Source organism: Planktotalea sp., assembly GCF_049680325.1.
In the GTDB taxonomy this organism is placed as follows: Bacteria; Pseudomonadota; Alphaproteobacteria; order Rhodobacterales; family Rhodobacteraceae; genus Planktotalea.
This window is the reverse complement of record NZ_JBAUHO010000166.1, coordinates 1-22,468: the sequence shown is the minus strand read 5'-3', so window position 1 is coordinate 22,468 and position 22,468 is coordinate 1. Positions and strand designations below refer to the sequence as shown.

General features: G+C 56.4%; 24 protein-coding genes. 16 read left to right on the top strand and 8 right to left on the bottom strand.

Annotated features, from left to right (window positions below):
* Positions 1-813 (bottom strand): GTP 3',8-cyclase MoaA (gene moaA / locus WBC85_RS07650; protein WP_424434792.1); only part of this gene is annotated, 813 nt, incomplete at its 3' end.
* 99 nt (positions 814-912) lie between these two features.
* On the opposite strand from moaA, the gene WBC85_RS07645 reads away from it, so the two are divergent.
* Positions 913-1,404 (top strand): hypothetical protein, encoded by a 492-nt coding sequence (locus WBC85_RS07645; protein WP_424434789.1) that lies wholly within the window; start codon positions 913-915, stop codon positions 1,402-1,404.
* Here the strand turns inward: WBC85_RS07645 and WBC85_RS07640 are convergent.
* Genes WBC85_RS07640 through glmU form a run of 3 tightly spaced genes read right to left on the bottom strand, consistent with a single transcriptional unit; the run spans position 1,401 to position 5,262 of the window.
* Entirely contained in the window at positions 1,401-2,090 is a 690-nt protein-coding gene (locus WBC85_RS07640; protein WP_424434786.1) for a DNA alkylation repair protein, read from the bottom strand. The two genes, WBC85_RS07645 and WBC85_RS07640, sit on opposite strands and share 4 nt — an antisense overlap.
* Entirely contained in the window at positions 2,087-3,907 is a 1,821-nt protein-coding gene (gene glmS, locus WBC85_RS07635; protein WP_424434783.1) for a glutamine--fructose-6-phosphate transaminase (isomerizing), read from the bottom strand. Before glmS ends, WBC85_RS07640 begins: the two co-directional genes overlap by 4 nt.
* On the bottom strand, positions 3,907-5,262 hold the full coding sequence (gene glmU / locus WBC85_RS07630; protein WP_424434780.1) for a bifunctional UDP-N-acetylglucosamine diphosphorylase/glucosamine-1-phosphate N-acetyltransferase GlmU: 1,356 nt from the start codon (positions 5,260-5,262) through the stop codon (positions 3,907-3,909). Before glmU ends, glmS begins: the two co-directional genes overlap by 1 nt.
* Before the next feature lie 142 nt (positions 5,263-5,404).
* Here glmU and WBC85_RS07625 point away from each other — a divergent pair, with 142 nt between their 5' ends.
* Complete coding sequence (locus tag WBC85_RS07625; protein ID WP_424434777.1) at positions 5,405-6,088, top strand: HAD-IA family hydrolase; 684 nt, start codon at positions 5,405-5,407, stop codon at positions 6,086-6,088.
* Position 6,089: 1 nt separating this feature from the next.
* Positions 6,090-7,283, top strand: a complete 1,194-nt coding sequence (locus WBC85_RS07620) for a DegT/DnrJ/EryC1/StrS family aminotransferase (protein ID WP_424434774.1) — start codon at positions 6,090-6,092, stop codon at positions 7,281-7,283.
* On the opposite strand, the gene WBC85_RS07615 is transcribed toward WBC85_RS07620, so the two are convergent.
* Positions 7,280-8,143 carry a helix-turn-helix domain-containing protein gene (locus WBC85_RS07615; protein WP_424434771.1) on the bottom strand — a complete coding sequence of 288 codons (864 nt, stop codon included), beginning with the start codon at positions 8,141-8,143 and terminating at the stop codon, positions 7,280-7,282. The two genes, WBC85_RS07620 and WBC85_RS07615, sit on opposite strands and share 4 nt — an antisense overlap.
* A gap of 83 nt (positions 8,144-8,226) precedes the next feature.
* On the opposite strand from WBC85_RS07615, the gene WBC85_RS07610 reads away from it, so the two are divergent.
* The 3 genes from WBC85_RS07610 to WBC85_RS07600 are packed head-to-tail and all read left to right on the top strand — an operon-like array spanning position 8,227 to position 10,261.
* Positions 8,227-8,445 carry a DUF2061 domain-containing protein gene (locus WBC85_RS07610; RefSeq protein WP_424434768.1) on the top strand — a complete coding sequence of 73 codons (219 nt, stop codon included), beginning with the start codon at positions 8,227-8,229 and terminating at the stop codon, positions 8,443-8,445.
* Positions 8,438-9,337, top strand: coding sequence for a fatty acid desaturase (locus WBC85_RS07605; RefSeq protein ID WP_424434765.1), 900 nt, complete (start codon positions 8,438-8,440; stop codon positions 9,335-9,337). Before WBC85_RS07610 ends, WBC85_RS07605 begins: the two co-directional genes overlap by 8 nt.
* A gap of 18 nt (positions 9,338-9,355) precedes the next feature.
* Positions 9,356-10,261 carry an EamA/RhaT family transporter gene (locus WBC85_RS07600; protein WP_424434762.1) on the top strand — a complete coding sequence of 302 codons (906 nt, stop codon included), beginning with the start codon at positions 9,356-9,358 and terminating at the stop codon, positions 10,259-10,261.
* A 70-nt stretch (positions 10,262-10,331) separates the two neighbouring features.
* Here the strand turns inward: WBC85_RS07600 and WBC85_RS07595 are convergent, their stop codons facing one another.
* Together WBC85_RS07595 and WBC85_RS07590 are read right to left on the bottom strand one after the other, a co-directional pair.
* Positions 10,332-11,054 (bottom strand): NUDIX hydrolase, encoded by a 723-nt coding sequence (locus WBC85_RS07595; protein ID WP_424434759.1) that lies wholly within the window; start codon positions 11,052-11,054, stop codon positions 10,332-10,334.
* 42 nt (positions 11,055-11,096) lie between these two features.
* Positions 11,097-11,564 carry a DUF983 domain-containing protein gene (locus WBC85_RS07590; RefSeq protein ID WP_424434756.1) on the bottom strand — a complete coding sequence of 156 codons (468 nt, stop codon included), beginning with the start codon at positions 11,562-11,564 and terminating at the stop codon, positions 11,097-11,099.
* Between the two features lie 233 nt (positions 11,565-11,797).
* On the opposite strand from WBC85_RS07590, the gene WBC85_RS07585 reads away from it, so the two are divergent.
* The 9 genes from WBC85_RS07585 (at position 11,798) to WBC85_RS07545 (ending at position 18,340) form a co-directional block, all read left to right on the top strand.
* Positions 11,798-12,301 carry an EF-hand domain-containing protein gene (locus WBC85_RS07585; RefSeq protein ID WP_424434753.1) on the top strand — a complete coding sequence of 168 codons (504 nt, stop codon included), beginning with the start codon at positions 11,798-11,800 and terminating at the stop codon, positions 12,299-12,301.
* An 85-nt stretch (positions 12,302-12,386) separates the two neighbouring features.
* Positions 12,387-12,977 carry an RNA polymerase sigma factor gene (locus WBC85_RS07580; RefSeq protein ID WP_424434750.1) on the top strand — a complete coding sequence of 197 codons (591 nt, stop codon included), beginning with the start codon at positions 12,387-12,389 and terminating at the stop codon, positions 12,975-12,977.
* A complete protein-coding gene (locus WBC85_RS07575) occupies positions 12,974-13,345 on the top strand; it encodes a hypothetical protein (RefSeq protein ID WP_424434747.1) in 372 nt (123 codons plus the stop codon). The genes WBC85_RS07580 and WBC85_RS07575 overlap by 4 nt, the downstream gene beginning before the upstream one ends.
* 6 nt (positions 13,346-13,351) lie before the next feature.
* Positions 13,352-13,870 carry a periplasmic heavy metal sensor gene (locus WBC85_RS07570; RefSeq protein ID WP_424434744.1) on the top strand — a complete coding sequence of 173 codons (519 nt, stop codon included), beginning with the start codon at positions 13,352-13,354 and terminating at the stop codon, positions 13,868-13,870.
* Positions 13,871-13,967: 97 nt separating this feature from the next.
* A complete protein-coding gene (locus WBC85_RS07565) occupies positions 13,968-14,252 on the top strand; it encodes a DUF3572 domain-containing protein (protein WP_424434741.1) in 285 nt (94 codons plus the stop codon).
* Complete coding sequence (locus WBC85_RS07560) at positions 14,249-14,968, top strand: HAD family hydrolase (RefSeq protein WP_424434738.1); 720 nt, start codon at positions 14,249-14,251, stop codon at positions 14,966-14,968. The genes WBC85_RS07565 and WBC85_RS07560 overlap by 4 nt, the downstream gene beginning before the upstream one ends.
* An 86-nt stretch (positions 14,969-15,054) precedes the next feature.
* Positions 15,055-16,620 (top strand): trimethylamine methyltransferase family protein, encoded by a 1,566-nt coding sequence (locus tag WBC85_RS07555; RefSeq protein ID WP_424434735.1) that lies wholly within the window; start codon positions 15,055-15,057, stop codon positions 16,618-16,620.
* 113 nt (positions 16,621-16,733) lie between these two features.
* Positions 16,734-17,318, top strand: coding sequence for a heme NO-binding domain-containing protein (locus WBC85_RS07550; protein ID WP_424434732.1), 585 nt, complete (start codon positions 16,734-16,736; stop codon positions 17,316-17,318).
* Positions 17,315-18,340 carry a diguanylate cyclase domain-containing protein gene (locus WBC85_RS07545; protein WP_424434729.1) on the top strand — a complete coding sequence of 342 codons (1,026 nt, stop codon included), beginning with the start codon at positions 17,315-17,317 and terminating at the stop codon, positions 18,338-18,340. Before WBC85_RS07550 ends, WBC85_RS07545 begins: the two co-directional genes overlap by 4 nt.
* Positions 18,341-18,356: 16 nt before the next feature.
* On the opposite strand, the gene WBC85_RS07540 is transcribed toward WBC85_RS07545, so the two are convergent.
* Positions 18,357-20,774, bottom strand: coding sequence for a heavy metal translocating P-type ATPase (locus WBC85_RS07540; protein WP_424434726.1), 2,418 nt, complete (start codon positions 20,772-20,774; stop codon positions 18,357-18,359).
* 170 nt (positions 20,775-20,944) lie between these two features.
* Here WBC85_RS07540 and WBC85_RS07535 point away from each other — a divergent pair.
* Positions 20,945-22,468: sulfatase-like hydrolase/transferase (locus tag WBC85_RS07535; protein ID WP_424434723.1), on the top strand; the 1,524-nt coding region annotated here is incomplete at its 3' end.

The following is a 22,468-nucleotide window of genomic DNA, read 5'->3' as shown; positions in this document are numbered from 1 at the left end:
TTCGCCCGTGCAGGTCAATCGCACGCGATTGCAGCTTTCGCAGAAGTTATGGGTTAGCGGCGTGATAAAGCCGATTTTCTGACCCGTTTCTTCCAAGCGCACATAGCGGGCAGGGCCACCCGTGCGTTCGCTAAGTTCGCTTAGCGTGTAATGCTCGGCCAGTTGGCGGCGCAGATCGTTGAGCGACCAATACTGCCCGACGCGGTCCTCATTTCCAAGATCGCCCATGGGCATGACTTCAATCCATGTCAGGGCAATATCACGCGCGGCGCACCACTGCGTCATCGAGATCAGCTCGTCCTCGTTGAAGCCCTTTAGCGCAACAGCGTTGATTTTCACTTTAAGGCCAGCAGCTTGCGCAGCATCAACGCCTTTCAAAACCTGTGCCAAGCGGCCCCAGCGGGTGACGCGCGCGAATTTTTCTTCGTCCAATGTGTCGAGCGAGATGTTCACGCGGCGCACGCCTGCATCATAAAGCGGCTGTGCAAAGCGTGCGAGTTGGCTGCCATTGCTCGTAAGCGTTAATTCCTCCAAAGCGCCGCTATCGAGATGACGGCTCATGCTTTGGAAAAAGGTCATGATATCGCGGCGCACAAGTGGCTCACCACCCGTTATGCGCAGTTTTTTGACGCCCAAACCGACGAAAGTGCTGCACATGCGATCCAGTTCTTCGAGGGTGAGTAACTCTTTCTTAGGAAGAAACTGCATATTTTCGCTCATGCAATAGACGCAGCGAAAATCGCATCGATCCGTCACAGAGACGCGAAGATAGGTGATTGCGCGGGCAAATGGATCGATCAATGGGGCTGTCATAGGCAGAAGCTAGTCTGTGCGCGGGCGTGCTGCAAGGGGCGATGGCCCGTAACAGAACACGATATTGCGTTCTGCGAAGGAGGGTTTATTGATGCCTTTATGAGACGTTTCATCATCACCGCAGCGCTGCTTGGACTTGGCGCATGTGCGCAAGCCCCGCAAGGCGCGGTTGCGCCGCCTGAAGACGTGATCGCGGGTTCAGAGCAGGTTCGCCCAAAGCTGCGCCCCGCAGGTCTTGGGCGTGTTGTGCCAAAGGCTGCAAAAACGGTAGAGCAATTCGATGTGACTACGGCAGAAGAACGCGCGGCAGCTGCGGCTATTCCTGTGGAGGGCGGGGAAAAACGCCTTGGACTGACCGTCGCATCGCTGGGCGATCCAACGCAGGCAGGTTTCTGGATCAAAACGCCCTTGGTTAGCGAGCAGGGCAAGGGACGCGTAGTCTATCCCGGAACAGGCAAATCAGTGCAGGTTGACCTTTTCCCGATTGAAGGCGCTGACACAGCAGGCAGTCGGCTGTCGCTGGCGGCGTTCCGGATTATCGAAGCGCCGCTCACTGAATTACCAGAAGTTGAAGTATTCTCAGGCGGCTAAGCTGCTTCAGGGGGCAGTTGGCGGGCGGCTTCTTTGCGCGCGAAAGGCTTCAATGTCTCGCCATGCTCGGCCAGAAAACTGCGCACGCGCGCTGCGTCGTGTTTGCTGAGTTCGCGCAGCCACCACGCAATGCCCTTTTGAATGAACCATTTGTGATCGCTTGCATAGCTTGCGAGCCAGCCAAGAATCCGTTCACGGGCTTCGATTTCGGCGGGCTTGGGATTGTTCTGCTTGGTCCAGGGTAGCGTTATCACCAGCGCCGCGCGGCGCGTCCACATGTGATCTGAGGTGGTCCATGGCTCGATTTCGTCCAATCGGGTAGGGTCCGCAACAAGGCGCTTTTGCCCCGCCATGCAGGCATGATCGGCAATGGCCCAGCTGTCAAAATCTGGGGTCCAGCTTTTTATGAGCTCCCAAGCTGCATCGTCCGGCTTGATCCGCGCTTGGGTCAGCAGTTTGGCAGCGGCAAGGCGGGCCTCATAGATATCTGTCTGCCATAGCTCGCCCGCTAGGCGCACGCGCGTGTCCACGTCCAGGGTGCTGCGCCAGTCCTTGGTTAGATCATTCAGATCAGGATTGGCGATGCCAAGGTATTCGCGCGGTATCTTGTGATACTTTGCCATGCCTTCGGCGCGGCCCGCCTGAACGCGTTCACGTAGGGCTTCAAGGGCCTCGTCTAATGTCATTCGACCGTCACAGACTTTGCAAGGTTGCGGGGTTGGTCCACATCGGTGCCTTTGGCAACCGCAGTGTGATAGGCAAGAAGCTGAGCAGGGATCGAATAGATCATCGGGCTAATCAGCGGATGGCATTCGGGCATCATGATCTGTCCCCAAACGTCGCCAGCGTGATCCAGGCCTTTGCGGTCAGAGATCAGCAGCACGCGACCAGAGCGCGCCATGACTTCCTGCATATTGGAAATCGACTTGTCGTAAAGTTCGTCTGATGGTGCCAAAACCACCACGGGGACCTTTTTGTCGATCAGCGCAATGGGGCCATGCTTAAGTTCACCTGATGCATAAGCTTCGGCATGTATATAGCTGATTTCTTTTAATTTAAGCGCACCTTCGTGGGCAAGTGGGAACATCAATCCGCGACCCAGAAACAGGATGTCGCGGGCTTCTGCCAGTTTGCGCGCATGTTGCTGGATTGCGTCTGATTGCTCGATCGCGACGTTCAGCAGGCCAGGCAACGCGCGCATGGCTTTGGCGGCTTCGCGCAATTCGTCGTCGGTCATGGTGCCGCGATCACGCGCCGCCTTTAAGGCCAGAGACAGCAGGACGGTAAGCTGGCATGTGAAGGCCTTGGTCGAAGCAACGCCAATTTCGACGCCTGCGAAAATCGGGTAGGTCTGATCGCTCTCGCGGGCGATCGAGCTTTCGGCGACATTGGTGACGGAAAGGATCTTGTCGGCCTTCCCTGAACAGTAGCGCAGGGCCGCCAAAGTGTCCGCGGTTTCGCCGGATTGGCTGACAAAAAGCGCTGCGGTTTGCGCGGGAATGGGGGGCTCGCGGTAGCGGAATTCAGAGGCAACATCGACCTCTACAGGAATGCGCGCCAGTTTTTCGAACCAGTATTTCGCGGTCAGGCAGGCATAAAACGCGGTGCCGCAAGCAACCATTGTCAAGCGTTCGATCTTGGAGAAATCGATATTGCCGCCCGGCAAAACAATGTCATCGCCCGCTGCGGGCAGATAGTTGCTAACCGCCGCGCCAACAACGGCGGGCTGTTCTGCAATTTCCTTGGCCATGTAATGGTCAAACCCGGCCTTATCGACCTTGGCTGTATCAATCTCGACCACTCGCATGTCGCGGCCAACCTGATGGCCCTCAGAATCCCATATATGCAAGCTTTTGCGGGTTAGAACCGCGCGATCGCCTTCTTCCAAGTATGTGATGCGATTGGTTAATGGCGCCAATGCGATGGCGTCCGAACCGATATACATTTCATCCGCACCGTGCCCGATTGCGAGGGGAGAGCCCTTGCGCGCGGCAATTATCAGATCGTCTTCTCCGTGGAAAAGAAACGCCAATGCAAAAGCACCTTCCAAACGGGAAATGGTTTTTTCAGCTGCTTCTTTAGGGCCAAGGCCCGTGTTCATGTAATGCTGGGTCAGGAGGGCGACAGTTTCGGTGTCGGTTTCGGTCACGAAATCAATGCCGTGACCGGCAAGCTCTTCACGCAACTCGCGGAAGTTTTCGATGATACCATTGTGAACAACCGCGACAGGACCAGCCTGATGCGGGTGTGCGTTGTCGGTTGTGGGCGCGCCGTGGGTGGCCCAGCGGGTGTGCCCGATGCCGGACTTCCCGGCCAGCGGATTATGCACCAGCAGATCGGACAGGTTCACCAGTTTTCCAACCGCGCGGCGGCGATCCAAAACACCGTTGTTTACAGTGGCGATACCGGCGCTGTCATAGCCGCGATATTCGAGCCGACGCAGCGCTTCTACGAGCGTTGGCGCAACTTCATGTTGGCCGAGTACCCCTATAATTCCGCACATTATTCAGCTCCTTTCGCTTTGGAAGCTTTCTTTTTCTTTAACATATCGAACAATTTGACCGCGAGGCCAGGTTTGTTTTCTTGCTTTGATCTTGCGATGGCCAGGGCCTCGTCCGGGACGTTCTTTGTGACCACTGTGCCGCTGGCTGTCATGGCATTTGCACCGACGCTGACAGGCGCGACAAGCAATGTGTTGGAACCGATGAAGCTATCGGCACCGATTTCGGTTTGATGCTTCATCACGCCGTCATAGTTGCAGGTGATGGTGCCTGCACCGATGTTCGCGCGCGCGCCAACATGGGCATCTCCGATGTAACTAAGGTGATTGACCTTGGCACCCTCATCAATAACTGCGTTTTTGATCTCGACAAAGTTGCCGACGCGGGTGAATTCAGCCAGTTCGGTGCCCGGGCGAAGCCGCGCATAGGGGCCAACAACGGCACCGCGACTGACATGACAGCCCTCAAGATGGCTGAATGCGCGGATATGTGCGCCGTTTTCGACCGTGACCTCTGGGCCGAACACCACGTTTGGTTCAACGATTGTATCAGGTCCGATATAGGTGTCATGGGACAGGTAGACCGTGTCGGGCGCGCTTAGGGTCACGCCAGATTCCATAAGGGCAAGACGCGCTTTGGCTTGGAATATGGCGTCTGATTCGGCAAGCTGTACACGCGAATTCACACCAAGCGTTTCGCTTTCATCGCAGGTGACAGAGGTCGCGCTTAGGCCTTTTGCCTGCGCGATCTCGACGATATCAGTGAGGTAGTATTCGCCAGACGCGTTGTCGTTGCCAACGGCGTCGATCAAATCGAACAACACAGAAGCGTCTGCGCAGATAACGCCGCTATTGCAGAGGGTTATGGCGCGTTCTTTATCTGATGCATCCTTGAATTCCACGATCTTCGAGAGGCTGTCGCCTGCCATAACAAGACGCCCGTAGCGGCCCGGATCATTGGCTTCAAATCCCAAAACAACAACGGCATATTTCTTGCGCGCTTCGATCATCCGAACAAGCGTTTCAGGGCTGATGAAGGGGGTGTCACCATAAAGGACGATCGCATCGCCGTTGAAGTCGCTCAGCGCCTCTTTGGCCTGCGCAACGGCATGTGCAGTGCCAAGCTGTTCGGTTTGCAATACGACGTGTGCGTTTTCGTCAAAGGCGGTTGCGGCAGCGCTGACTTGTTCAGCGCCATGGCCCGCGACGACGATTGTCTTTTCCGGCTCCAGTTCCGCTGCGCTTTTCATAGCGTGAACAAGCAAAGGCGCACCCGCGACGTGGTGCAAGACCTTTGGCAGGTCGGAATTCATGCGGGTGCCTTTGCCAGCGGCAAGGATAATCAGAGCAATGCTCATATTGGGGAATACTCTTTGCAATTTATTAAGGGCCGTTCTACCTAATCCCCGAGAGGCCGCAAGTCATGCGTGTTCACCTTAGATTGCGGTGTGTAACAAGTGCATCGTTCATACGGGCGCGTACAGACCGTTGGGAGACAGGATGCGCACAGTTATTTTCGATCTGGATGGTACGCTAGCGGACACAAGCGGTGATCTGCTGGCAGCGGCCAATGTCTGTTTTGAAGGGATGGGGATGTCTGTTCGCCTTAACCCGGAACAGGACGCTGGCACGGCGGTGCGCGGCGCACGTGCGATGTTGAATGCAGGACTTGAGCGTGAAACAGGGCAGGTGGGTGATCCTGCAGTGATTGACGCGCAATTTCCCATCCTTCTGGATGCCTATGAAAGCGCGATAGCCGAACATACAGTGCTTTATCCGCGTGCAATCGAGGCGGTTGAACACTTGCGCAGCGATGGGTTCGCTGTTGGTATTTGCACGAATAAACCTGAATATCTTGCCGAAATCCTGCTGCGTGAACTGGGTGTGCGCGATGTTTTTGGCTCGCTTATCGGGGCTGATACATTGCCTGTACGCAAACCTGACCCTGAACCGTTTTTCGAGGCAGTGCGCCGTGCGGGCGGCAATCAAACACGTGCGTGTCTGATCGGTGATACGATCACGGATCATAGCACTGCGCGCGCTGCCGGGGTGCCAAGTGTGTTGGTCACCTTCGGTCCCGGCTCCTCCAAAGGGCAAGCGGAAGTTCGCGCATTGGAGCCGGATGCGCTGCTTCACCATTATGATGAACTGCCTGCTTTGGCCGTCAGATTGTTAGGAACGTGACATGAATGAACGTTTTACAGGAAATTTCACCCAGCAAGAGCCTATTCCAGAAGCAGGAATAGAGGCTGCGATGAAGGTTCTGCGTTCGGGCCGTTTGCACCGCTACAATGTGGCGGCGGGTGAGCACGGCGAAACCGCGCTGCTGGAGCAGGAGTTCGCCGCGTTGGTCGGCTCGAAATACTGCCTTGCTGTGGCCTCGGGCGGTTATGCGATGGGAACAGCCATGCGCGCGGTCGGGGTAAAGCCGGGGGACAAGGTTCTTTGCAATGCTTTTACGCTGGCACCTGTACCCGGTGCCATTGCCGCGCTTGGTGCAGTGCCTGTGTTCGTTGGCGTGACCCGTGATCTGACGATTGATCTTGATGATCTGGAGGCCAAAGCAGACCAAGGCCGCGTTCTGCTGCTGAGCCATATGCGCGGGCATATCTGTGATATGGACCGCCTTATGGCGATTTGCGATGCGGCCGGGATAACCGTGATCGAGGATTGCGCCCATACGATGGGGGCAAAGTGGGGCGATACGCCATCGGGGCGTCATGGCGTTATGGGCTGTTATTCATGTCAGACCTACAAGCACGTGAACTCGGGCGAGGGCGGTTTGCTGGTGTCTGATGATGACGAATTGATGGCCCGCGCGATTATGCTGTCGGGCAGTTACATGCTGTTCGAGCGGCATCTGGCGGGGCCTCCTGTCGAAACCTATGCCCAAATCAAGTACGAAACCCCCAATATCTCCGGGCGCATGGATCATCTGCGTGCCGCGATTTTGCGCCCGCAGCTGGCGGATCTATCGACGCAGGTTGAACGCTGGAACGAGCGTTATCGCGTTGTGGAACAAGGGCTTGGCGATACGCCGGGGCTGAGCGTGATAGCACGTGCGCCCAAAGAAAGCTTTGTCGGCTCATCCATACAGTTCCTGTTGGAAGGCTGGAGCATCGATGCGGTGAACGATGTCCTTGCACGCTGCGCTGCACGCGGGGTTGAATTGAAATGGTTTGGCGGGGCAGAGCCTGTCGGCTTTACCTCGCGCTATGACAGTTGGCGCTATGCCCCCTCAGAACCCATGCCAGCGAGCGATGTGATCTTGCGCAGCATTGTGGATATGCGCCTGCCGTTGACATTCAGTCTGGAGGATTGCGCCCAGATCGCGCGGATTATTCGCGCCGAGGTTTCAGCAGTGTATCAGGCCGGCTAAAGCCCGATCTTGCGCGCAGTCTCGCGTAGGTAGCTGCCAAAATCGCGCGCAGAGATATCTGCCTCGCGGACAAGTGTGTCGAAATGTTCGGAAAAGGCATTGACGCGCTCGGTGTCGCGAAAGGTGACGTAATATTGCCCGAGATAGACGGAGGCCAGCAGCGGGCCGAATACTGTCACCGGCGAAGAATACAAACGGTGGGCATCAAACATATAGATGCGCAGGCGCGGGTAGAGCCGTTCGTGGATGTCCAAAAAGCGCTGTGTTTGCGCACGGCGCACCTCGATAGGCAGACCTTCGTAATAGCCGCTAGCAGTGAGAAAACTGTGTAACTCACAGGTCGGAAAAGCAATTTCATAATCCGATTGCGAATTTTGCATCCAGTCAAGTCGGTCCTGACTGGCCCCGATCGCCTGTTCGCTTGTACGGCCAAGATGCGGGGCGTATTCCCATTGCAGCATCTCTTTTGTCTTGAGCATGTCGGGCAATGTCGCGGGGACATGGCGGATCTTGTAACCCTTGGCTTCTTGATGCCATGCGAAAATCTGTTCGTCGACCAGCGCGCGGGGCGCTTGGGAGATGCTAAGCGAAGTGGCCAGCAAGTCTGCTGCGCTTTCCGGGCGCTCGGACAGGGCCAGCAGCCAATCAGCAGAGACTTTGAGCGCGGAGGCACATGCACCGACAACATGCGCGTTGGGCAGGCGCGCGCCGTCACCGCTAAGCAATTGAGACACCGTGGAGCGATCAACACCGATGTGTTTGGCCAAAGCCGTCTGCGACAAGCCGCTGGCTTGCATGGCTTGGTTAAGACGGGTGCGAAACAGGTTCGCGCGCTGACGTTTGTCGATAATATCACTCATATGGTGATAATTATCACATATAGGGAGATTTGTTAATCATATTCCGAATGTTCGGCATGCGCGTCGTCGTTTAACCCTTGGATATGTCAAAGAACATTCATCAAAGCAAAACCCGCGCGCTTATCAAAGCGGTGCTTTGGACACTTCTCGGCCTGCTTGTGATGGTTGTTGTGGGATATGTCATGACGGGTTCGCTGGAAACAGGTGGCAAGATGGCGTTAATCAACAGCGGTATCGGAATGGTTACCTATTTTCTGTACGAGCGTATCTGGGACAAGATCACTTGGGGGCGCCATGTCTGACACGCGCCGCTTTGAGTGGCCCACTTGGGCGGTTCTGATTGCCTGTTATGGTCTTTTTGGCGTTGCGACGCTGTGGCTCTGCGCGTTTGGGATCGGTTTTGGGATATTCGGGGCTGTTCTAGCAATCGCGCTGCATTCCTCGCTCAGCCATGAAGTGCTGCACGGGCATCCCTTCAAGAACCGTCATTTGAATGCGGCATTGGTGTTCCCCGCACTCAGTTTTGCAATTCCTTACATGCGGTTTCGCGATACGCATTTGGCGCATCACGAGGATAGCATTCTTACCGATCCTTATGATGATCCTGAAACCAATTTCCTTGATCCAAAGGTTTGGCACGCACTAGGCAGGCCGATGAAAGCGCTTCTTAGATTCAACAATACGCTTGCCGGGCGCATGCTGGTTGGGCCCGCGCTTGGGCAGGTGGCGTTTATGAAGGCTGACTGGGCGCTTGTGCGTGCGGGGGATCGCAGGGTTTTGATGTCCTGGTTATGGCATGTGCCTGCGGCGGCGCTGCCGGTGATCTGGATCGTTCAGGTTTCGAATATGCCGCTTTGGGCCTATTTCGCTTCGGTTTATATCGGGCTGTCTGTCCTCAAGATCCGCACGTTTCTGGAGCATCGCGCCCATGAAAAATCGCGCGCTCGCACGGTGGTGATTGAAGATCGCGGAGTGTTGGCCTTTTTGTTTTTGAACAATAATTTCCATTCAGTGCATCACATGCATCCGCAAGTGGCCTGGTATGATTTGCCTGCGCTTTACCAAAGCGGCAAAGCGCGATTTCTGGCGGTGAACGAGGGGTATCAGTATCGCTCTTACGCGCAGATATTTCGCGCGTATTTCTTTAAGGCAAAAGATCCTGTGCCGCATCCGCTCTGGTCAAAGGATGGCTGATCCGCCATAGCGCGCTGCATGGAGCTTTGGATACTTGCCACGATTGCCGCAACGGTCTTTCAGACGTTGCGCTTTATGCTGCAAAAGCAGCTTAGCATGGGTGCGCTTAGCACTGCGGGCGCTACGTTTGCGCGTTTTGCCTATTCCGCGCCGCTATTGTTTGTCGCCGTTTCCCTTTGGTTTGTGATGAACGGCGCGCCCCTGCCTGAGTTCGGCGCGCGGTTCTGGATCATGGGCGCAGCAGGGGGATTGGCGCAGATACTGGCCACTGTTTGCGTCGTTGCACTGTTTCGCGCGCGCAACTTTGCGGTTGGCATAACCTTCAAGAAAACCGAAGTTATGCTTTCGGTTCTTGTGGGCATCGCGATCCTGGGCGAGGGCGTTTCAACACTGGGGTTCATCGCCATTCTTATCGGCCTGTCCGGGGTTTTGATGCTGTCCAATACGCCTGATGCTGTTGGATCATGGTCCGAACGCATCTTTACCCGCGCTGCGGCGCTCGGGCTGGGATCGGGGCTTTTGTTTGCTATTTCGGGGGTGACCTACCGCGCCGCGACGCTGGAGGTGGCTGCCGATGCGCCGTTCCTGCGCGCTGCGGTGACGTTATCTGCGGTCACGATGATGCAGTTCTTTGCCATGGCGATTTGGCTACGCTGGCGCGAGCCGGGCCAGATCGCGGCAGTTTGGGGCGCGCGCAGGAAAGCGGTGTTGATCGGACTGACGAGCGTTTCGGGAAGTCTGGGCTGGTTCGTGGCCTTTACCTTGCAAACGGCGGCTTATGTGAACGCCTTGGGGCAAGTGGAGTTGATTTTCTCTTTGCTCGTGTCGGTGCTGGTATTCAAAGAAAAGCTTAGCCTGCGCGAGGGGGCAGGAATTGCGCTGCTTTCCGTGAGCGTTCTAATGCTGATCTTGGTAACGCGTTAGGAGTGGGGGCGCTGCCCCCCTCTCGTCAAGGACGAGCCTCCCCCGCGGTATTTCAGGACCAGAGAAGCGATTAGCCCTGCGCGCTTTGATCCAGCGGGGAGTTGCCGCCGAGGCGTAGGAACAGGCTTTGTTCTTCGGTGTTCAGAAACATCGGCACGCTTGGGGGCGGGGCTGGATCACCTGCGCGGCCAGAGATTTCTGCGAGGACCACTTCGGTGATAAAGGGCAGATCGAACTTGCGCACGTCTTCAAGTGCGATCCATTGCAGATGTGAGAGTTCGTCGGAAGCAGCAGAGAAATCGTCGATATTGCCTTGCAACGTATCGGCATCAATCAGGAAGAAGCGCGCATCAAAGCGGCGCGGGCGACCCGGAGGGGTGATTGCGCGAAAGACAAATTGTAGCGCCGAGGCATCGGGCAGATGGCCTGTTGCTGCGAAATCCTGCCAGTCTTGTGGTATCGGGTCTTCCCAAACACCGGGTTTGCCAAGGATCAGGCCGGTTTCTTCCCAAAGTTCGCGAATGGCGGTGACGCCAAGCGCGTGGGCGCGATCAGCATCGGTTTTGCGCAGCAAGTGTTCGCGGCAATTTTGATTGATTGCGCCGACCAAGGGAATTTCCGCGTCCCCTGCATCAAGCGCGCCGCCGGGAAAGACGAATTTGTTCGGCATGAAGGCGGCTTTTGCGCCGCGCTGCCCCATCAATACCTGCGGTTTAGTGAAACGGTCGCGCAGGGCAATGACCGTGCTCGCATGGCGGATCGCGGTTTTGTCGATGGGCTCGGCTTGGGTCATGCGGTGTGCTCCTGTGCAGATCGTCTGCTCAGGCCTAACCAATCATGTGGCGGGGCACTCATCAAGGGGGTCGCTTTGCGACGTGGCGAAACCAAACATCTCGCGTGCCCACTGAAAGGCGACAATTGCCCCCTTCAAGCGCGGCAACAGATAAAGCGAGAGCGCAACGCAGCCCACAGCGAACACCGTGAAAAGGATCAAGGGTTCAGGGCGGAACGTCACAAAGGCGATGTGCAAAGTCGGGGCCATCAAGTGACCTACGATCAGGATGGTCAGATAGGCGGGACCATCATCTGCACGCGCAGGGCGGAAATCCTGACGGCACACTGTGCAGCTTTCGCGCATTTTGAGATAGCTGCGCATCAAGGGGCCATTGCCGCAGCGCGGGCATTTGCGCCGCCAGCCACGTGCAAGCGCAGGCCACAAAGGCCGCTCTTTGGTAGGGACCTGTGTCGGGGCGTTGAGTGCAGCAGCGTCTGTGCCTGCTTTAATGTCTGTATCTGGCAGCATTCGTATTTACCTTGGGCAACTGGGTCACGTGATTGCCCCTAGTACTGATGAGTACGGCGCGATTTTCATAGGGCATAATCGGGTATTGCGTCGGGATGTCGCGTAAGGGCGATTTCAAAAAAGATTCAAAAATCTGCGACGGAAGTTTCGTGGCCGTGCGTTTGACCTACCACAGCAGGCAAGAAACACCTGCCAGATATGGCCGAAAATGGCCGCTTAGATGGAGTAGTTACATGACACGTTTTTCAACTATGACGACACGGATGGTTCTTACAGGCTTGGTGATCGCGACTGGTTTTGCAGCGCAGGCCTCTTCTGGCGATGGCGCGGGCAAAGCAGGCGGAAAAATGCGCCATGAGCGCCCTTCCTTCAGCATGCTGGATGCAGATGGCAACGGCGAGCTGACCCGCGCAGAGCTGGAAGCACATGCACGTGTGCGGTTTGACGAGCAGGACGCGAACAAGGATGGCAAGCTGAGCGCCGAGGAAATGGCGCAGGGCGATCAGAAACGGGCAGAGCGACGTGCAGGCAAGATGATCGAGCGTCATGACACGGACGGCGATGGCATGGTCAGCTTTGAAGAAATGAGCAAGGCGGGCAAAGAAGGCCGCGGTGCGAAAATGTTCGAGCGCATTGATGCGGATGGCAATGGCACCGTTTCGGAAGAAGAGTTTGCGCAAATGAAGGATCATGGTCGCGGCCATGGCAAGCGTATGCACAAGCGCGGTGACAACTAAGCTTGAGTAATGAACAGCCCTAGCGCGCGCCTTGCGCGATAGGGCCCCCCTCGACGGCGCTGTTGAGGCTACGTAAAAGACGCGGATGAATATGCCCTTGGATCAAAGTACAGACCTTAGCGATGATGCGTTGCTTCTGCTTTATGCCAATGGCGATAAAGCAGCCGCGCGCGAGTTGACGCTGCGCCTTGCTCCGCGTGCCTATGCGCAGGCGTTTCGGATGCTTGGCATAGCCGCAGAGGCCGAAGATGTCGCCCAAGAGGCTATGATGCGCATCTGGAAGATCGCACCTGAGTGGCGCACGGGTGAAGCCAAGGTTACCACCTGGCTTTATCGCGTCACCGCCAATCTGTGTACGGATCGGTTGCGCCAGCGCCGTGGCACATCACTTGATGCGATTGACGAGCCGGTTGATCCAAGCCCGAGCGCGGCTGATGTGATGCAGGACAATGCGCGCAATGATGCGCTACAAAACGCGTTGATGCAGTTGCCAGAGCGACAAAGGCAGGCAGTTGTTCTGCGCCACATTGAAGAAATGCCGAACCCGGAGATCGCCGAAGTGATGGAGATCAGCGTGGAAGCGGTAGAGAGCCTGACCTCGCGCGGTAAGCGCGCTTTGTCACAGATATTAGCAGGGCAGAAAGCAGCCCTGGGATTTGAAGGAGACGTGCGATGAGCCATGAAAATGATCTCGACCAGTTGCTTGCGCAGGCAAAACAAGCGCCGCCAGAGCCGTCTGTGGATTTCCTTGCGCGGGTGATGAGCGATGCTGATGCGATGCAGCCCGCTTCGCGCGGGGTAATCTCTGCGCCCGCTAAGGACCGAAACGCTCTTCTGGGGCTGTTCGCTGGGCTCGGCGAGGCGATTGGTGGCTGGCCGGCATTTGCAGGGCTTGCAAGCGCAGCGGTGACGGGGATCTATATCGGTGTTAGCCCGCCGCAAAACCTGATTGCGCCTTTCAGCGCTGCGATCGGCGATAGTTCGATCCTGAGCGAGGCGCTTGAGTATGGCGACGGTTTTGATTTCACACAGTACGAAGGATAAGGCGCGATGAGCGATCCAAAACAGACCCAAGCCGGTGATGGCAGCGTTCCGGCAAAGCCGCGCCGCCGTTTCCGCATTTTGCTCGGCGTGTCACTTGCGCTGAACCTCTTGGTGCTTGGCGCGGTTGTCGGCGCGATTGCAAAGGGGCCGCGCTCGCATGGCACGCCTCCCGGTCTTCGGGAAATTTCCGCGCCTTATGTTGGTGCGTTTGACCGTGAAACCAAGCGCGACATGCGCCAATCCATGCGGGCGCGTCTGCCAGATCGCAGCAGTGCGATTAAAGCAAACAAGGCTGATTATGCGCGTTTCGTTGCGCTGGTTCGTGCGGACACGTTTGACGCCGCAAGCGCCAGCGAAATCATGGAAGGCCAGCTTGCCCGCGCTGGCAATGTGCAAAAGCTCGGCCGCGAAATGGCGATCGAGCGGATCAGTGCCATGAGCCGTGAAGATCGCATGGCCTATGCGGAACGCCTTGAAGGCTGGTTAGAGCACAAGAAAGAGCGTCGATCCAAAAAAGAGCGCTAAAGTGCTCTGGAAATTACCCGACTGACGTGCAAAACTTGTTAAGGTTTTTCGTGTCGGCCGCCTGTCTGGCCTTTTTCTGAATTTGGGGGGCATGGCAATGGCATTGTCGCGCGAGGCCGCTGAGGTTTTCAGCATTCATGTATTAGGCTGGCTTGCAGGGCAGGAAGAAATCCTGCCTTTGTTCCTTGGGGCCAGCGGTGCCAGCGAATCCGATATGCGCACACGCATGGCAGATCCGGTTTTCCTGCTTTCGGTTCTCGAGTTTCTCATGATGGATGATGCCTGGGTTATCGCATGCTGCGATGACTTGCGCGTGCCCTATGAGCGCGTGGGCGAAGCACGGCAGGCTATGCCGGGTGGTGCAGAGGTCAGCTGGACATGAGCGGCGTTTCAGCGGTTTTCAAAGCGGTTCTGTTTGACAAGGACGGCACGCTTTTCGATTTTCGCGCGACTTGGGATCGCTGGGCTGCCGACCTTTTGGTCCAGATTTGTGAAGGTGATGACGTTTTGCTGCGCAATATGGCGCAGGCCCTTGCTTTCGACTTGGAAAAACAGGCGTTTTTGCCCAGCTCTTTTGTGATCGCGGGCACGAGCCGTGAAGTTGCTCAAGTGATTGCCCGTGTTCTCGGGCGCAGTGACCTGGCCAGCGTCGAGCAGGAAATCGTCGCGAGTACAAAGAATGCGCCTTTGCAGCCTGTTGTTGAACTTGCGCCGTTCTTGCAAAATCTGCGTGACGCGGGGTTTAAGCTGGGCGTTATGACCAACGACGCCGAGGCGGTTGCCGACGCCCATCTGGGCAAAGCAGGCGTGCGAGACCATTTCGATTTCGTCTGCGGCAGCGATAGTGGATTTGGTGCAAAGCCTGATCCCGAACCCTTGCTGGCGTTTTGCAAACATGTTCACGTTGATCCGTTTCATACGGTCATGCTGGGCGACAGTACCCATGATCTGCAAGCGGCACGCGCAGCTGGAATGGCTGCGGTTGGGGTTTTGACCGGCGTTGCAAAGGCAGCGGAACTTGCACCCCTTTCGGATGCGGTTTTAAGTGATATCGGGCAATTGCCGGCGTGGTTGAACGAAATGTCCGAGCGCAAATAGCTGTTTACGACAGGATATGTCGCAGTCGGGATCACAAGCGTGATCCAGCAATCGTTTTATGATCTGGACAACACGAGGAGATCGTCATGGCTGGATCATCGGACACACGCAGACGCAGGGGCGGCGGACGGGCCGGGGCCGCAACGCGGCGCGGATCGGCGGCGATCGAGCAAAGCCCATGGCGCATGCCGCAAAATGTGGATCGCCCGACCGAGCCATTGGATGAAGATGGCATTGCGGCGATTCACGATGGTGCGATGCGTATCCTGGAAGAGATCGGCATTGCATTTCTCAACCCGGAAGCGCTTGAGATATTACGTGCCAGCGGGGGATGCGACATTGACGGCGAAATCGTGCGAATGGGCCGCGATTTTGTTATGGAAAAGATTGCGCTCGCCCCGAGCCAGTTCGACATCACCCCGCGCAACCCTGATCGCAAGATCACGATCGGCGGTAAGACCATTCTCTTTGGCAACGTGTCCTCACCGCCCAATTATTGGGATATGGAGCTTGGCAAAAAAGTGCCCGGAAACCGGGAAATGTGCCGTAATCTTCTGAAATTGACGCAATATTTCAACTGCATCCACTTCGCAGGCGGCTATCCTGTCGAACCTGTGGACGTGCATGCGTCTGTGCGCCATCTGGACGTTCTTTACGACAAGCTAACCCTGTCTGACAAAGTCATGCACGCCTATAGCCTTGGTAAAGAGCGCGTCGAAGATGTGATGGAAATGGTGCGTATTGCGGGCGGGCTAAGTCACGAAGAATTCGACGCCAAACCGCGCATGTATACGAATATCAACTCCACATCACCGCTTAAGCATGACTTCCCGATGATGGACGGCTGGATGCGTCTGGCGCGTCGCGGGCAAGGGCTTGTTGTGACGCCCTTTACGCTCGCTGGGGCGATGGCCCCGGTGACGATGGCGGGGGCTGTGGCGCAGTCATTGGCCGAAGCACTTTGCGCTGTAGTTCTGGCGCAGATTATCAATCCGGGCTGTCCTTGTGTGATTGGTACGTTCACATCGAACGTGGATATGAAAAGCGGTGCGCCTGCATTTGGCACACCTGAATATATGCGCGCCACGCAGATGACTGGCCAGATGGCGCGGTTTTATGATTTACCGATGCGCTCTTCTGGCGTTTGTGCGGCAAACGTGCCTGACGGGCAGGCGATGTGGGAGACATCCAACAGCCTTTGGGCCGCTGTGCAATCGGGTACGAATATGGTCTATCACGCGGCTGGTTGGCTAGAGGGCGGATTGATTGCCAGCCCGGAGAAATTCATTATGGATTGTGAGGTTCTCCAGCAAATTCAACGCTATATGGAGCCTGCGACCTATGCGACGACCCCGGATGACATTGCGCTAGATGCGATCAAATCGGTCGGGAATGACGGGCATTTCTTTGGGATCCAGCACACGCAAGACCGCTATACGACCGCGTTCTACCAGCCGTTTCTAAGCGATTGGAAGAACTACGAGGGTTGGGAAGCGGCTGGCGCGATCTGGACGCCTGAACGCGCGCACAACATCTTTAAGCAGATCATCGAAGAATTTGAAGAACCGCCGATGGATGCCGCGATCCGTGAAGAACTGGCCGATTTCGTTGCGCGGCGCAAGTCCGAAGGGGGCGCGCCGACCGACTTCTGATGGGCACAATTTTACGGATTTTCAGGCAGTTTATCGTGTGAATTCTAGCCTCGTTATCGCTTTGTTAACATAGAGCGCGCAAAACTGCTGCGAAGGCACGAATAGGTTTGCGCATGCATGGGTTGGTCAACAAAGCGATAGAGGCGTTCGTCATTGATACGTACGGCGCAAAGGCGTGGGATGCGGTCGCTCTCGCCGCTGATCTGGATGATCCTCATTTTGAAGCGATGATGGTTTACGATCATGCGATCACGCCGCGTGTCATCGATTGCGCCTGCAAAACCTTGTCCGCTGACAAGGCCGATTTGCTGCAAAACCTGGGGACCTATCTGGTGTCCCAGCCCTCGCAACAAGCGGTTCGAAGGCTGCTGCGTTTTGGCGGCGTTGATTTCAGTGATTTCCTTTATTCCCTTGATGATCTGAGCGACCGCGCACGACTTGCGGTGGCTGATCTTCACCTGCCCAAGCTGGAGCTGCGCGAACATACATCGAACCAGTTCAGCCTAACCGTGCGAACCGACGTGGATGGTTTCGGGCATGTTCTGGTCGGGCTACTGACCGCAATGGCAGATGATTACGGCGCGCTGGTCATGTTGGAATATGGCGGTCGGCAAGGACATATTGAAACGGTTGCAATTGCCTTGCTTGAAAGTGCCTTTGCCGAAGGAAACCGGTTTGAATTAGGCGCACGCGCATGAAGGTGGATCGCCAGTTTTCGCGCCCCTCTGTTCTTGAATGGGATGCATTGGAAGGGGCGCTGGATATCCTGTGCCCGATGAACCTGCGTCTGACTGAAACCGGTCATATCATTCACGCGGCCCCGACATTACAAAAAATGCGCGCCGGATCGGATCTGGTTGGAAAGCGGTTTCTAGAGGTGTTTCGCCTTGATCGCCCGCGTTCGATTGCCACCATGTCGGAGCTGATGAACCTGGAACGCAGCAAGTTGCACATGGAGTTTCGGGATGCGCCCAATACGGCGCTAAAGGGCGTTCTCGTACGATTGCCAAAGGGGCAGGGTGCATTGGTGAACCTGTCTTTTGGCATTTCAGTTGTGGAGGGGGTGCAGGATTATGGGCTGACCAGTTCCGATTTCGCGGCGACGGATCTGGCGATTGAGATGCTGTATTTGGTTGAAGCGAAATCCGCGGCGATGGAGGCCTCGCGCAAATTGAACCAGCGCTTGCAGGGGGCCAAGCTCGCGGCAGAGCAACAGGCGGCGACCGATACGTTGACAGGCCTTCAGAACAGACGCGCTGCAGACCGCATTCTGGAACATCACACGAGTGACAGGCGCGGGTTTGCCCTGATGCATCTTGATTTGGACTTTTTCAAAAGCGTCAATGACACAAAGGGTCATGCCGCTGGCGATTTTGTGTTGCAAGAGGTTGCCAAGGTCATGCGCGCCGAGACACGCAAATGCGATACCATCGCGCGTGTTGGCGGGGATGAGTTCATGATCCTGATCGACGGCGAAACCTCTAAAGAGGTGCTAAGCGATATCGCCGCGCGTTTGATTGCAGGGATCGAAGTTCCGATCCTGTTTGAGGGGGCAGAGTGCCGGATTTCCGCAAGCATCGGAATCGCGCTCCACTACACCAACTCGGATATCGGGGCGGATGCGCTTGTGCAAAACTCCGATCAGGCGCTTTATGCGTCAAAGGCCAAAGGGCGCGCCTGTGCAACCTTCTTTGATGATATTGCAGCGGGGCCCGGTTGAGAGGCGTCGAAAAGGATCAGCTTTTTGATGCCGTTGTTAAATTCAATCGCAACGCGTTCATCAGGACGAACACACTTGAAAGCGCCATCGCACCAGCCGCCAGAGCAGGGGAGAGCAAAACCCCGAACGCAGGATAAAGTGCGCCCGCGGCAACCGGGATAAGCGCCACGTTGTAGCCGAAGGCCCAGAACAGGTTCTGACGTATATTGCGAAGCGTGGCCGCGCTGATTGCAAAGGCTGTTGCGACGCCAATGGGATTGCCTGAAAGCAGGACAACATCCGCCGCCTCAATCGCGACATCCGTGCCAGTGCCGATTGCAATGCCAACGTTGGCCTGTGCCAAAGCGGGGGCATCATTGATCCCGTCCCCGACAAAGGCAACGGGCCCGTGCTTTTGTAAGCTGATAATTTCGTTCACTTTTCCATCGGGCAAAACGTCTGAAATGATCCGCGTTATCCCTAACTGTGCAGCGATGCCAGCCGCGCTTGCCGCTGTGTCGCCAGTAATCATCACAGGTTCGATCCCGCGTTGTTTCAGGGCGGCAATACTGGCCACGGCATCGGGCTTTACAGGGTCATCGATCACAAATCGCGCGGCAAAGGCGCCGTCAACGGCCAGCAAAACTTCGGTGCCGCCGACCTTGGATGCGGGCACGTCTATGCCTTCACTATTCAGCAAACGCTGGTTCCCGATTAGCACGTTATGTCCATCAACCTGCGCGCGTACTCCGCCGCCTGTGATGCTTTCAAAGCGGTGCGCGGTAAGGCTTTCAATGGGTTTTTCCTTCGCGGCACGCAGGATGGAACGCGCGATAGGATGCTCGGAGTTGGCTTCGGCTGCGGCCGCAAGGGCAAGTGCGCGGTCTTCGTTAAAACCTGACGATGTTTGACCCTTTTTTAACGTAGGACGACCCAAAGTGAGCGTTCCTGTTTTGTCAAACGCAACGATTTTGATGTCCTGCAATTCTTGCAAGGCTGCGCCTTTGGCAAAGAGCACCCCAAGATCAGCGGCGCGGCCTGTGCCGACCATAATAGACGTAGGCGTCGCCAGTCCCATCGCGCAGGGGCAGGCGATAATCAAAACCGCAACGCCCGCGACAAGCGCATGGGTCAGCGATGGTTCGGGGCCAATCGCCAACCAGATCACAACCGTCAGAAAGGCAATCGCCAAAACGCCCGGGACAAACCAAGCGGTGATTTTGTTCACCAGATCTTGGACGGGCAGCCGCGCATTTTGGGCGTGTTGCACCATCTTGATAATCTGGCTTAGCGTGGTGTCCGCGCCAATCGCTTTGGCCTGAAACGAGAGGGCACCCGTGCCATTCACAGTGCCACCCGTAACCTGCGTGCCCTTGGTTTTCTGAACAGGCACGGGTTCACCTGTCAGCATGCTTTCATCGACCCAGCTATCGCCGCCAAGGACTATGCCATCCACCGCGATCCGCTCGCCGGGGCGAATGTGGATGACGTCGCCAAGAACGATTTGCTCAATGGGCAATTCTGTGCGTTTTCCATCGCGCTCGACTTCGGCCATTGCAGGGCGCAGGGCAACGAGCCGCGCAATGGCGCTGCCTGTGCGCCCTTTGGCGCGGGCTTCCATCCAGCGCCCGGCGAGGATGAGGGTAATTATCATTGCCGCAGCCTCGAAATAAACAGCGCGTGCAGTTTCGGGCAGCATTGAGGGGGCAAAAAGCGCGAGCGTTGAGTAGCTAAAGGCAGCGCCGGAGCCGAGCACGACAAGCGCGTTCATATCGGGTTGCCAACGCGCGAGCGCGCGCAGGCCCGAGCGCCATAGCGCGCGGCCGGGGCCAAGGATAACAAGCAAGGTCAGGGCAAATTGTATCGCCCAACTGGTTTGCATGCCGATGGTCCGTGCGATCAGGTGGTGGAATGCGGGGACGGCATGACCACCCATTTCCAGAATAAAGACAGGCAAGGTCAAAAGGGCCGATAGGATAAAGGCGCGCCGCATGCTGTTTGCTGCGCCGTCATGGATATCGTCCGGACTTTCTGCGCTGTCTTCGTTCTCAAGCCGTGCGTTTTTGCCGCTTTGTTGCACCGCTTCAATCAGCGCGCTTGCGTGGGTGCCAAGGGCGGTAATATGCGCCGTGCCTGCGGCGAGATTGACCTCTGCGGAAAGCACGCCATCAACTTTTAACAGGTCGGTTTCAATGCGGTTTACGCATGATGCGCAGCTCATCCCGTCAATGCGTAATTCAGTGCTCTGCGGCACCGCAGGTTTGCCCGCCTTTTCCAATGCGTCTACGAGGGCGCTGGCCACAATCGGGGCGCTGGTGTCAATTTCGGCAAGCCCCGTCGCAAAGTTCACACGCGCGGCGGTAATGCCGCTGACCGTGTTCAACGCGGTTTCAGCGCGCACAGCGCAAGAGGCACAATTGAGGCCTTGAACGGGAAAGGTCAGAGTGCCAGCCATTGAATGCGCCTTAGTAGGTTACCCAAGCAATTTTCTTGTGAAAGACATAGGGTGTTTTGCAGTAAATAACATCCCCTTGGGGTGCGGTGCTTGCGCTGGATATTGCACCTTGCTGCGAAACGCGCAACTCTATGATTAATGAGGGGCTGGCGCGCAAGGGATCGCACATAATGGCAAAGAACATCCTATTCATCATGTGCGATCAGCTGCGTTATGATTACCTGAGCTGTTATGGAAACACACGCTTGCAGACGCCAAATATCGATTTGCTGGCGCAGCAAGGCGTGCGCTTTACCAACGCCTATGTTCCAGCGCCCCTGTGCGGGCCGTGCCGCATGTCGGTTTATACAGGGCGTTATCCGCGCAGTCATGGATCGTACTGGAATTCGTCACCGCTGCGCGTGGGCGAGCATAATATCGGCGATCATTTGAATCCTTTGGGTATGCGCACCGCTCTGTGCGGCAAGACACATATGGTTGCCGACATTGAGGGTATGGAGCGTTTGGGCATAGATCCACAGAGCGCGGCAGGTCGGCGTATTGGCGAGTGCGGGTTTGAACTTTGGGATCGCCTTGACGGGGTCTATCCCGCGCAGGGCAAGAAGCGCCCGAGCCATTACTTCGAATATCTCAACGCAAAGGGGTATGAGGGTGCAAATCCATGGCACGACTGGGCCAATTCTGCGCAGGGCGAGGATGGTGAGATCAAGACGGGGTGGTTCATCGAGAACAATGATTTGCCTGCGCGCGTCGCTGAAGAAGATAGCGAAACGCCCTACACGACGACGCGCGGGATCGAGTTTATCAAGCAGAATGCAGGCGAAAGCTGGTGTTTGCATCTGAGTTACATCAAGCCGCATTGGCCCTATATCGTGCCAGAGCCTTATGCGAGCATGTTTGGACCCGATGACGTGCCTTCGCCTATTCGCAGCGAGGCAGAGCGCACAGAGGCAGGGCCGCTGCTAAAGGCGCTCCAGTCCAAGCGGGCTTCGGGCTTTTTTTCAAGGGACAAGATGCGCGAAAAAGCGATCCCAGCCTATATGGGTCTGATTAAACAGATCGACGATCAGCTGGGCCGTGTTTATGAGGCGCTCAAAGAGACGGGGCAGTGGGACGAGACGTTGATCGTGTTCACCTCGGATCATGGGGATTACCTTGGCGATCACTGGCTTGCGGATAAAGAATTTTTCCATGACGTTTCCGCCAAAGTGCCACTTATTGTGCGAGATCCTAGTGCCGATGCCGATGCTACGCGCGGGAGGGTGTGCAATGATCTTGTCGAGACGATAGATTTGTTGCCCAGCTTTGTGGAATATGCGGGCGGGGTGCCTAATCATGATGTGCTCGAGGGGCATTCGCTGATGCGCTATTGGCGCGAGGATGCGCCAGTGCCGGTGCGCGCCTACGCGATCAGTGAAATTGATTTTGCGGAAACCGGAACGCGCACCCAATTAGGGCTGCCCGTGGATCAATGCCGTTTGGTGATGGTCTTTGACGGGCGCTATAAGGGTGTATTTTCCAATGCGGATGTACCACCTGTCTTGTTCGATTTGCAAAGCGATCCGAACGAATTGCTTGATATTGGCCGCGACCCAAAATCCGAAGCTGTGCTGGAAAAGCTGCGCGGACATCTGAGCGAGTGGTCTATGCGCCATCACGCAGCTTGGACAACGCCGACGGCGCGGCGTATGAAC

What these genes read in the sequence shown, in the direction of transcription:
- WBC85_RS07645 (WP_424434789.1), top strand. Translation starts at nt 913, where the DNA reads ATGAGACGTTTCATCATCACCGCAGCGCTGCTTGGACTTGGCGCATGT.
- WBC85_RS07640 (WP_424434786.1), bottom strand. Translation starts at nt 2,090, where the DNA reads ATGACATTAGACGAGGCCCTTGAAGCCCTACGTGAACGCGTTCAGGCG.
- glmS (WP_424434783.1), bottom strand. Translation starts at nt 3,907, where the DNA reads ATGTGCGGAATTATAGGGGTACTCGGCCAACATGAAGTTGCGCCAACG.
- glmU (WP_424434780.1), bottom strand. Translation starts at nt 5,262, where the DNA reads ATGAGCATTGCTCTGATTATCCTTGCCGCTGGCAAAGGCACCCGCATG.
- WBC85_RS07625 (WP_424434777.1), top strand. Translation starts at nt 5,405, where the DNA reads ATGCGCACAGTTATTTTCGATCTGGATGGTACGCTAGCGGACACAAGC.
- WBC85_RS07620 (WP_424434774.1), top strand. Translation starts at nt 6,090, where the DNA reads ATGAATGAACGTTTTACAGGAAATTTCACCCAGCAAGAGCCTATTCCA.
- WBC85_RS07615 (WP_424434771.1), bottom strand. Translation starts at nt 8,143, where the DNA reads ATGAGTGATATTATCGACAAACGTCAGCGCGCGAACCTGTTTCGCACC.
- WBC85_RS07610 (WP_424434768.1), top strand. Translation starts at nt 8,227, where the DNA reads ATGTCAAAGAACATTCATCAAAGCAAAACCCGCGCGCTTATCAAAGCG.
- WBC85_RS07605 (WP_424434765.1), top strand. Translation starts at nt 8,438, where the DNA reads ATGTCTGACACGCGCCGCTTTGAGTGGCCCACTTGGGCGGTTCTGATT.
- WBC85_RS07600 (WP_424434762.1), top strand. Translation starts at nt 9,356, where the DNA reads ATGGAGCTTTGGATACTTGCCACGATTGCCGCAACGGTCTTTCAGACG.
- WBC85_RS07595 (WP_424434759.1), bottom strand. Translation starts at nt 11,054, where the DNA reads ATGACCCAAGCCGAGCCCATCGACAAAACCGCGATCCGCCATGCGAGC.
- WBC85_RS07590 (WP_424434756.1), bottom strand. Translation starts at nt 11,564, where the DNA reads ATGCTGCCAGATACAGACATTAAAGCAGGCACAGACGCTGCTGCACTC.
- WBC85_RS07585 (WP_424434753.1), top strand. Translation starts at nt 11,798, where the DNA reads ATGACACGTTTTTCAACTATGACGACACGGATGGTTCTTACAGGCTTG.
- WBC85_RS07580 (WP_424434750.1), top strand. Translation starts at nt 12,387, where the DNA reads ATGAATATGCCCTTGGATCAAAGTACAGACCTTAGCGATGATGCGTTG.
- WBC85_RS07575 (WP_424434747.1), top strand. Translation starts at nt 12,974, where the DNA reads ATGAGCCATGAAAATGATCTCGACCAGTTGCTTGCGCAGGCAAAACAA.
- WBC85_RS07570 (WP_424434744.1), top strand. Translation starts at nt 13,352, where the DNA reads ATGAGCGATCCAAAACAGACCCAAGCCGGTGATGGCAGCGTTCCGGCA.
- WBC85_RS07565 (WP_424434741.1), top strand. Translation starts at nt 13,968, where the DNA reads ATGGCATTGTCGCGCGAGGCCGCTGAGGTTTTCAGCATTCATGTATTA.
- WBC85_RS07560 (WP_424434738.1), top strand. Translation starts at nt 14,249, where the DNA reads ATGAGCGGCGTTTCAGCGGTTTTCAAAGCGGTTCTGTTTGACAAGGAC.
- WBC85_RS07555 (WP_424434735.1), top strand. Translation starts at nt 15,055, where the DNA reads ATGGCTGGATCATCGGACACACGCAGACGCAGGGGCGGCGGACGGGCC.
- WBC85_RS07550 (WP_424434732.1), top strand. Translation starts at nt 16,734, where the DNA reads ATGCATGGGTTGGTCAACAAAGCGATAGAGGCGTTCGTCATTGATACG.
- WBC85_RS07545 (WP_424434729.1), top strand. Translation starts at nt 17,315, where the DNA reads ATGAAGGTGGATCGCCAGTTTTCGCGCCCCTCTGTTCTTGAATGGGAT.
- WBC85_RS07540 (WP_424434726.1), bottom strand. Translation starts at nt 20,774, where the DNA reads ATGGCTGGCACTCTGACCTTTCCCGTTCAAGGCCTCAATTGTGCCTCT.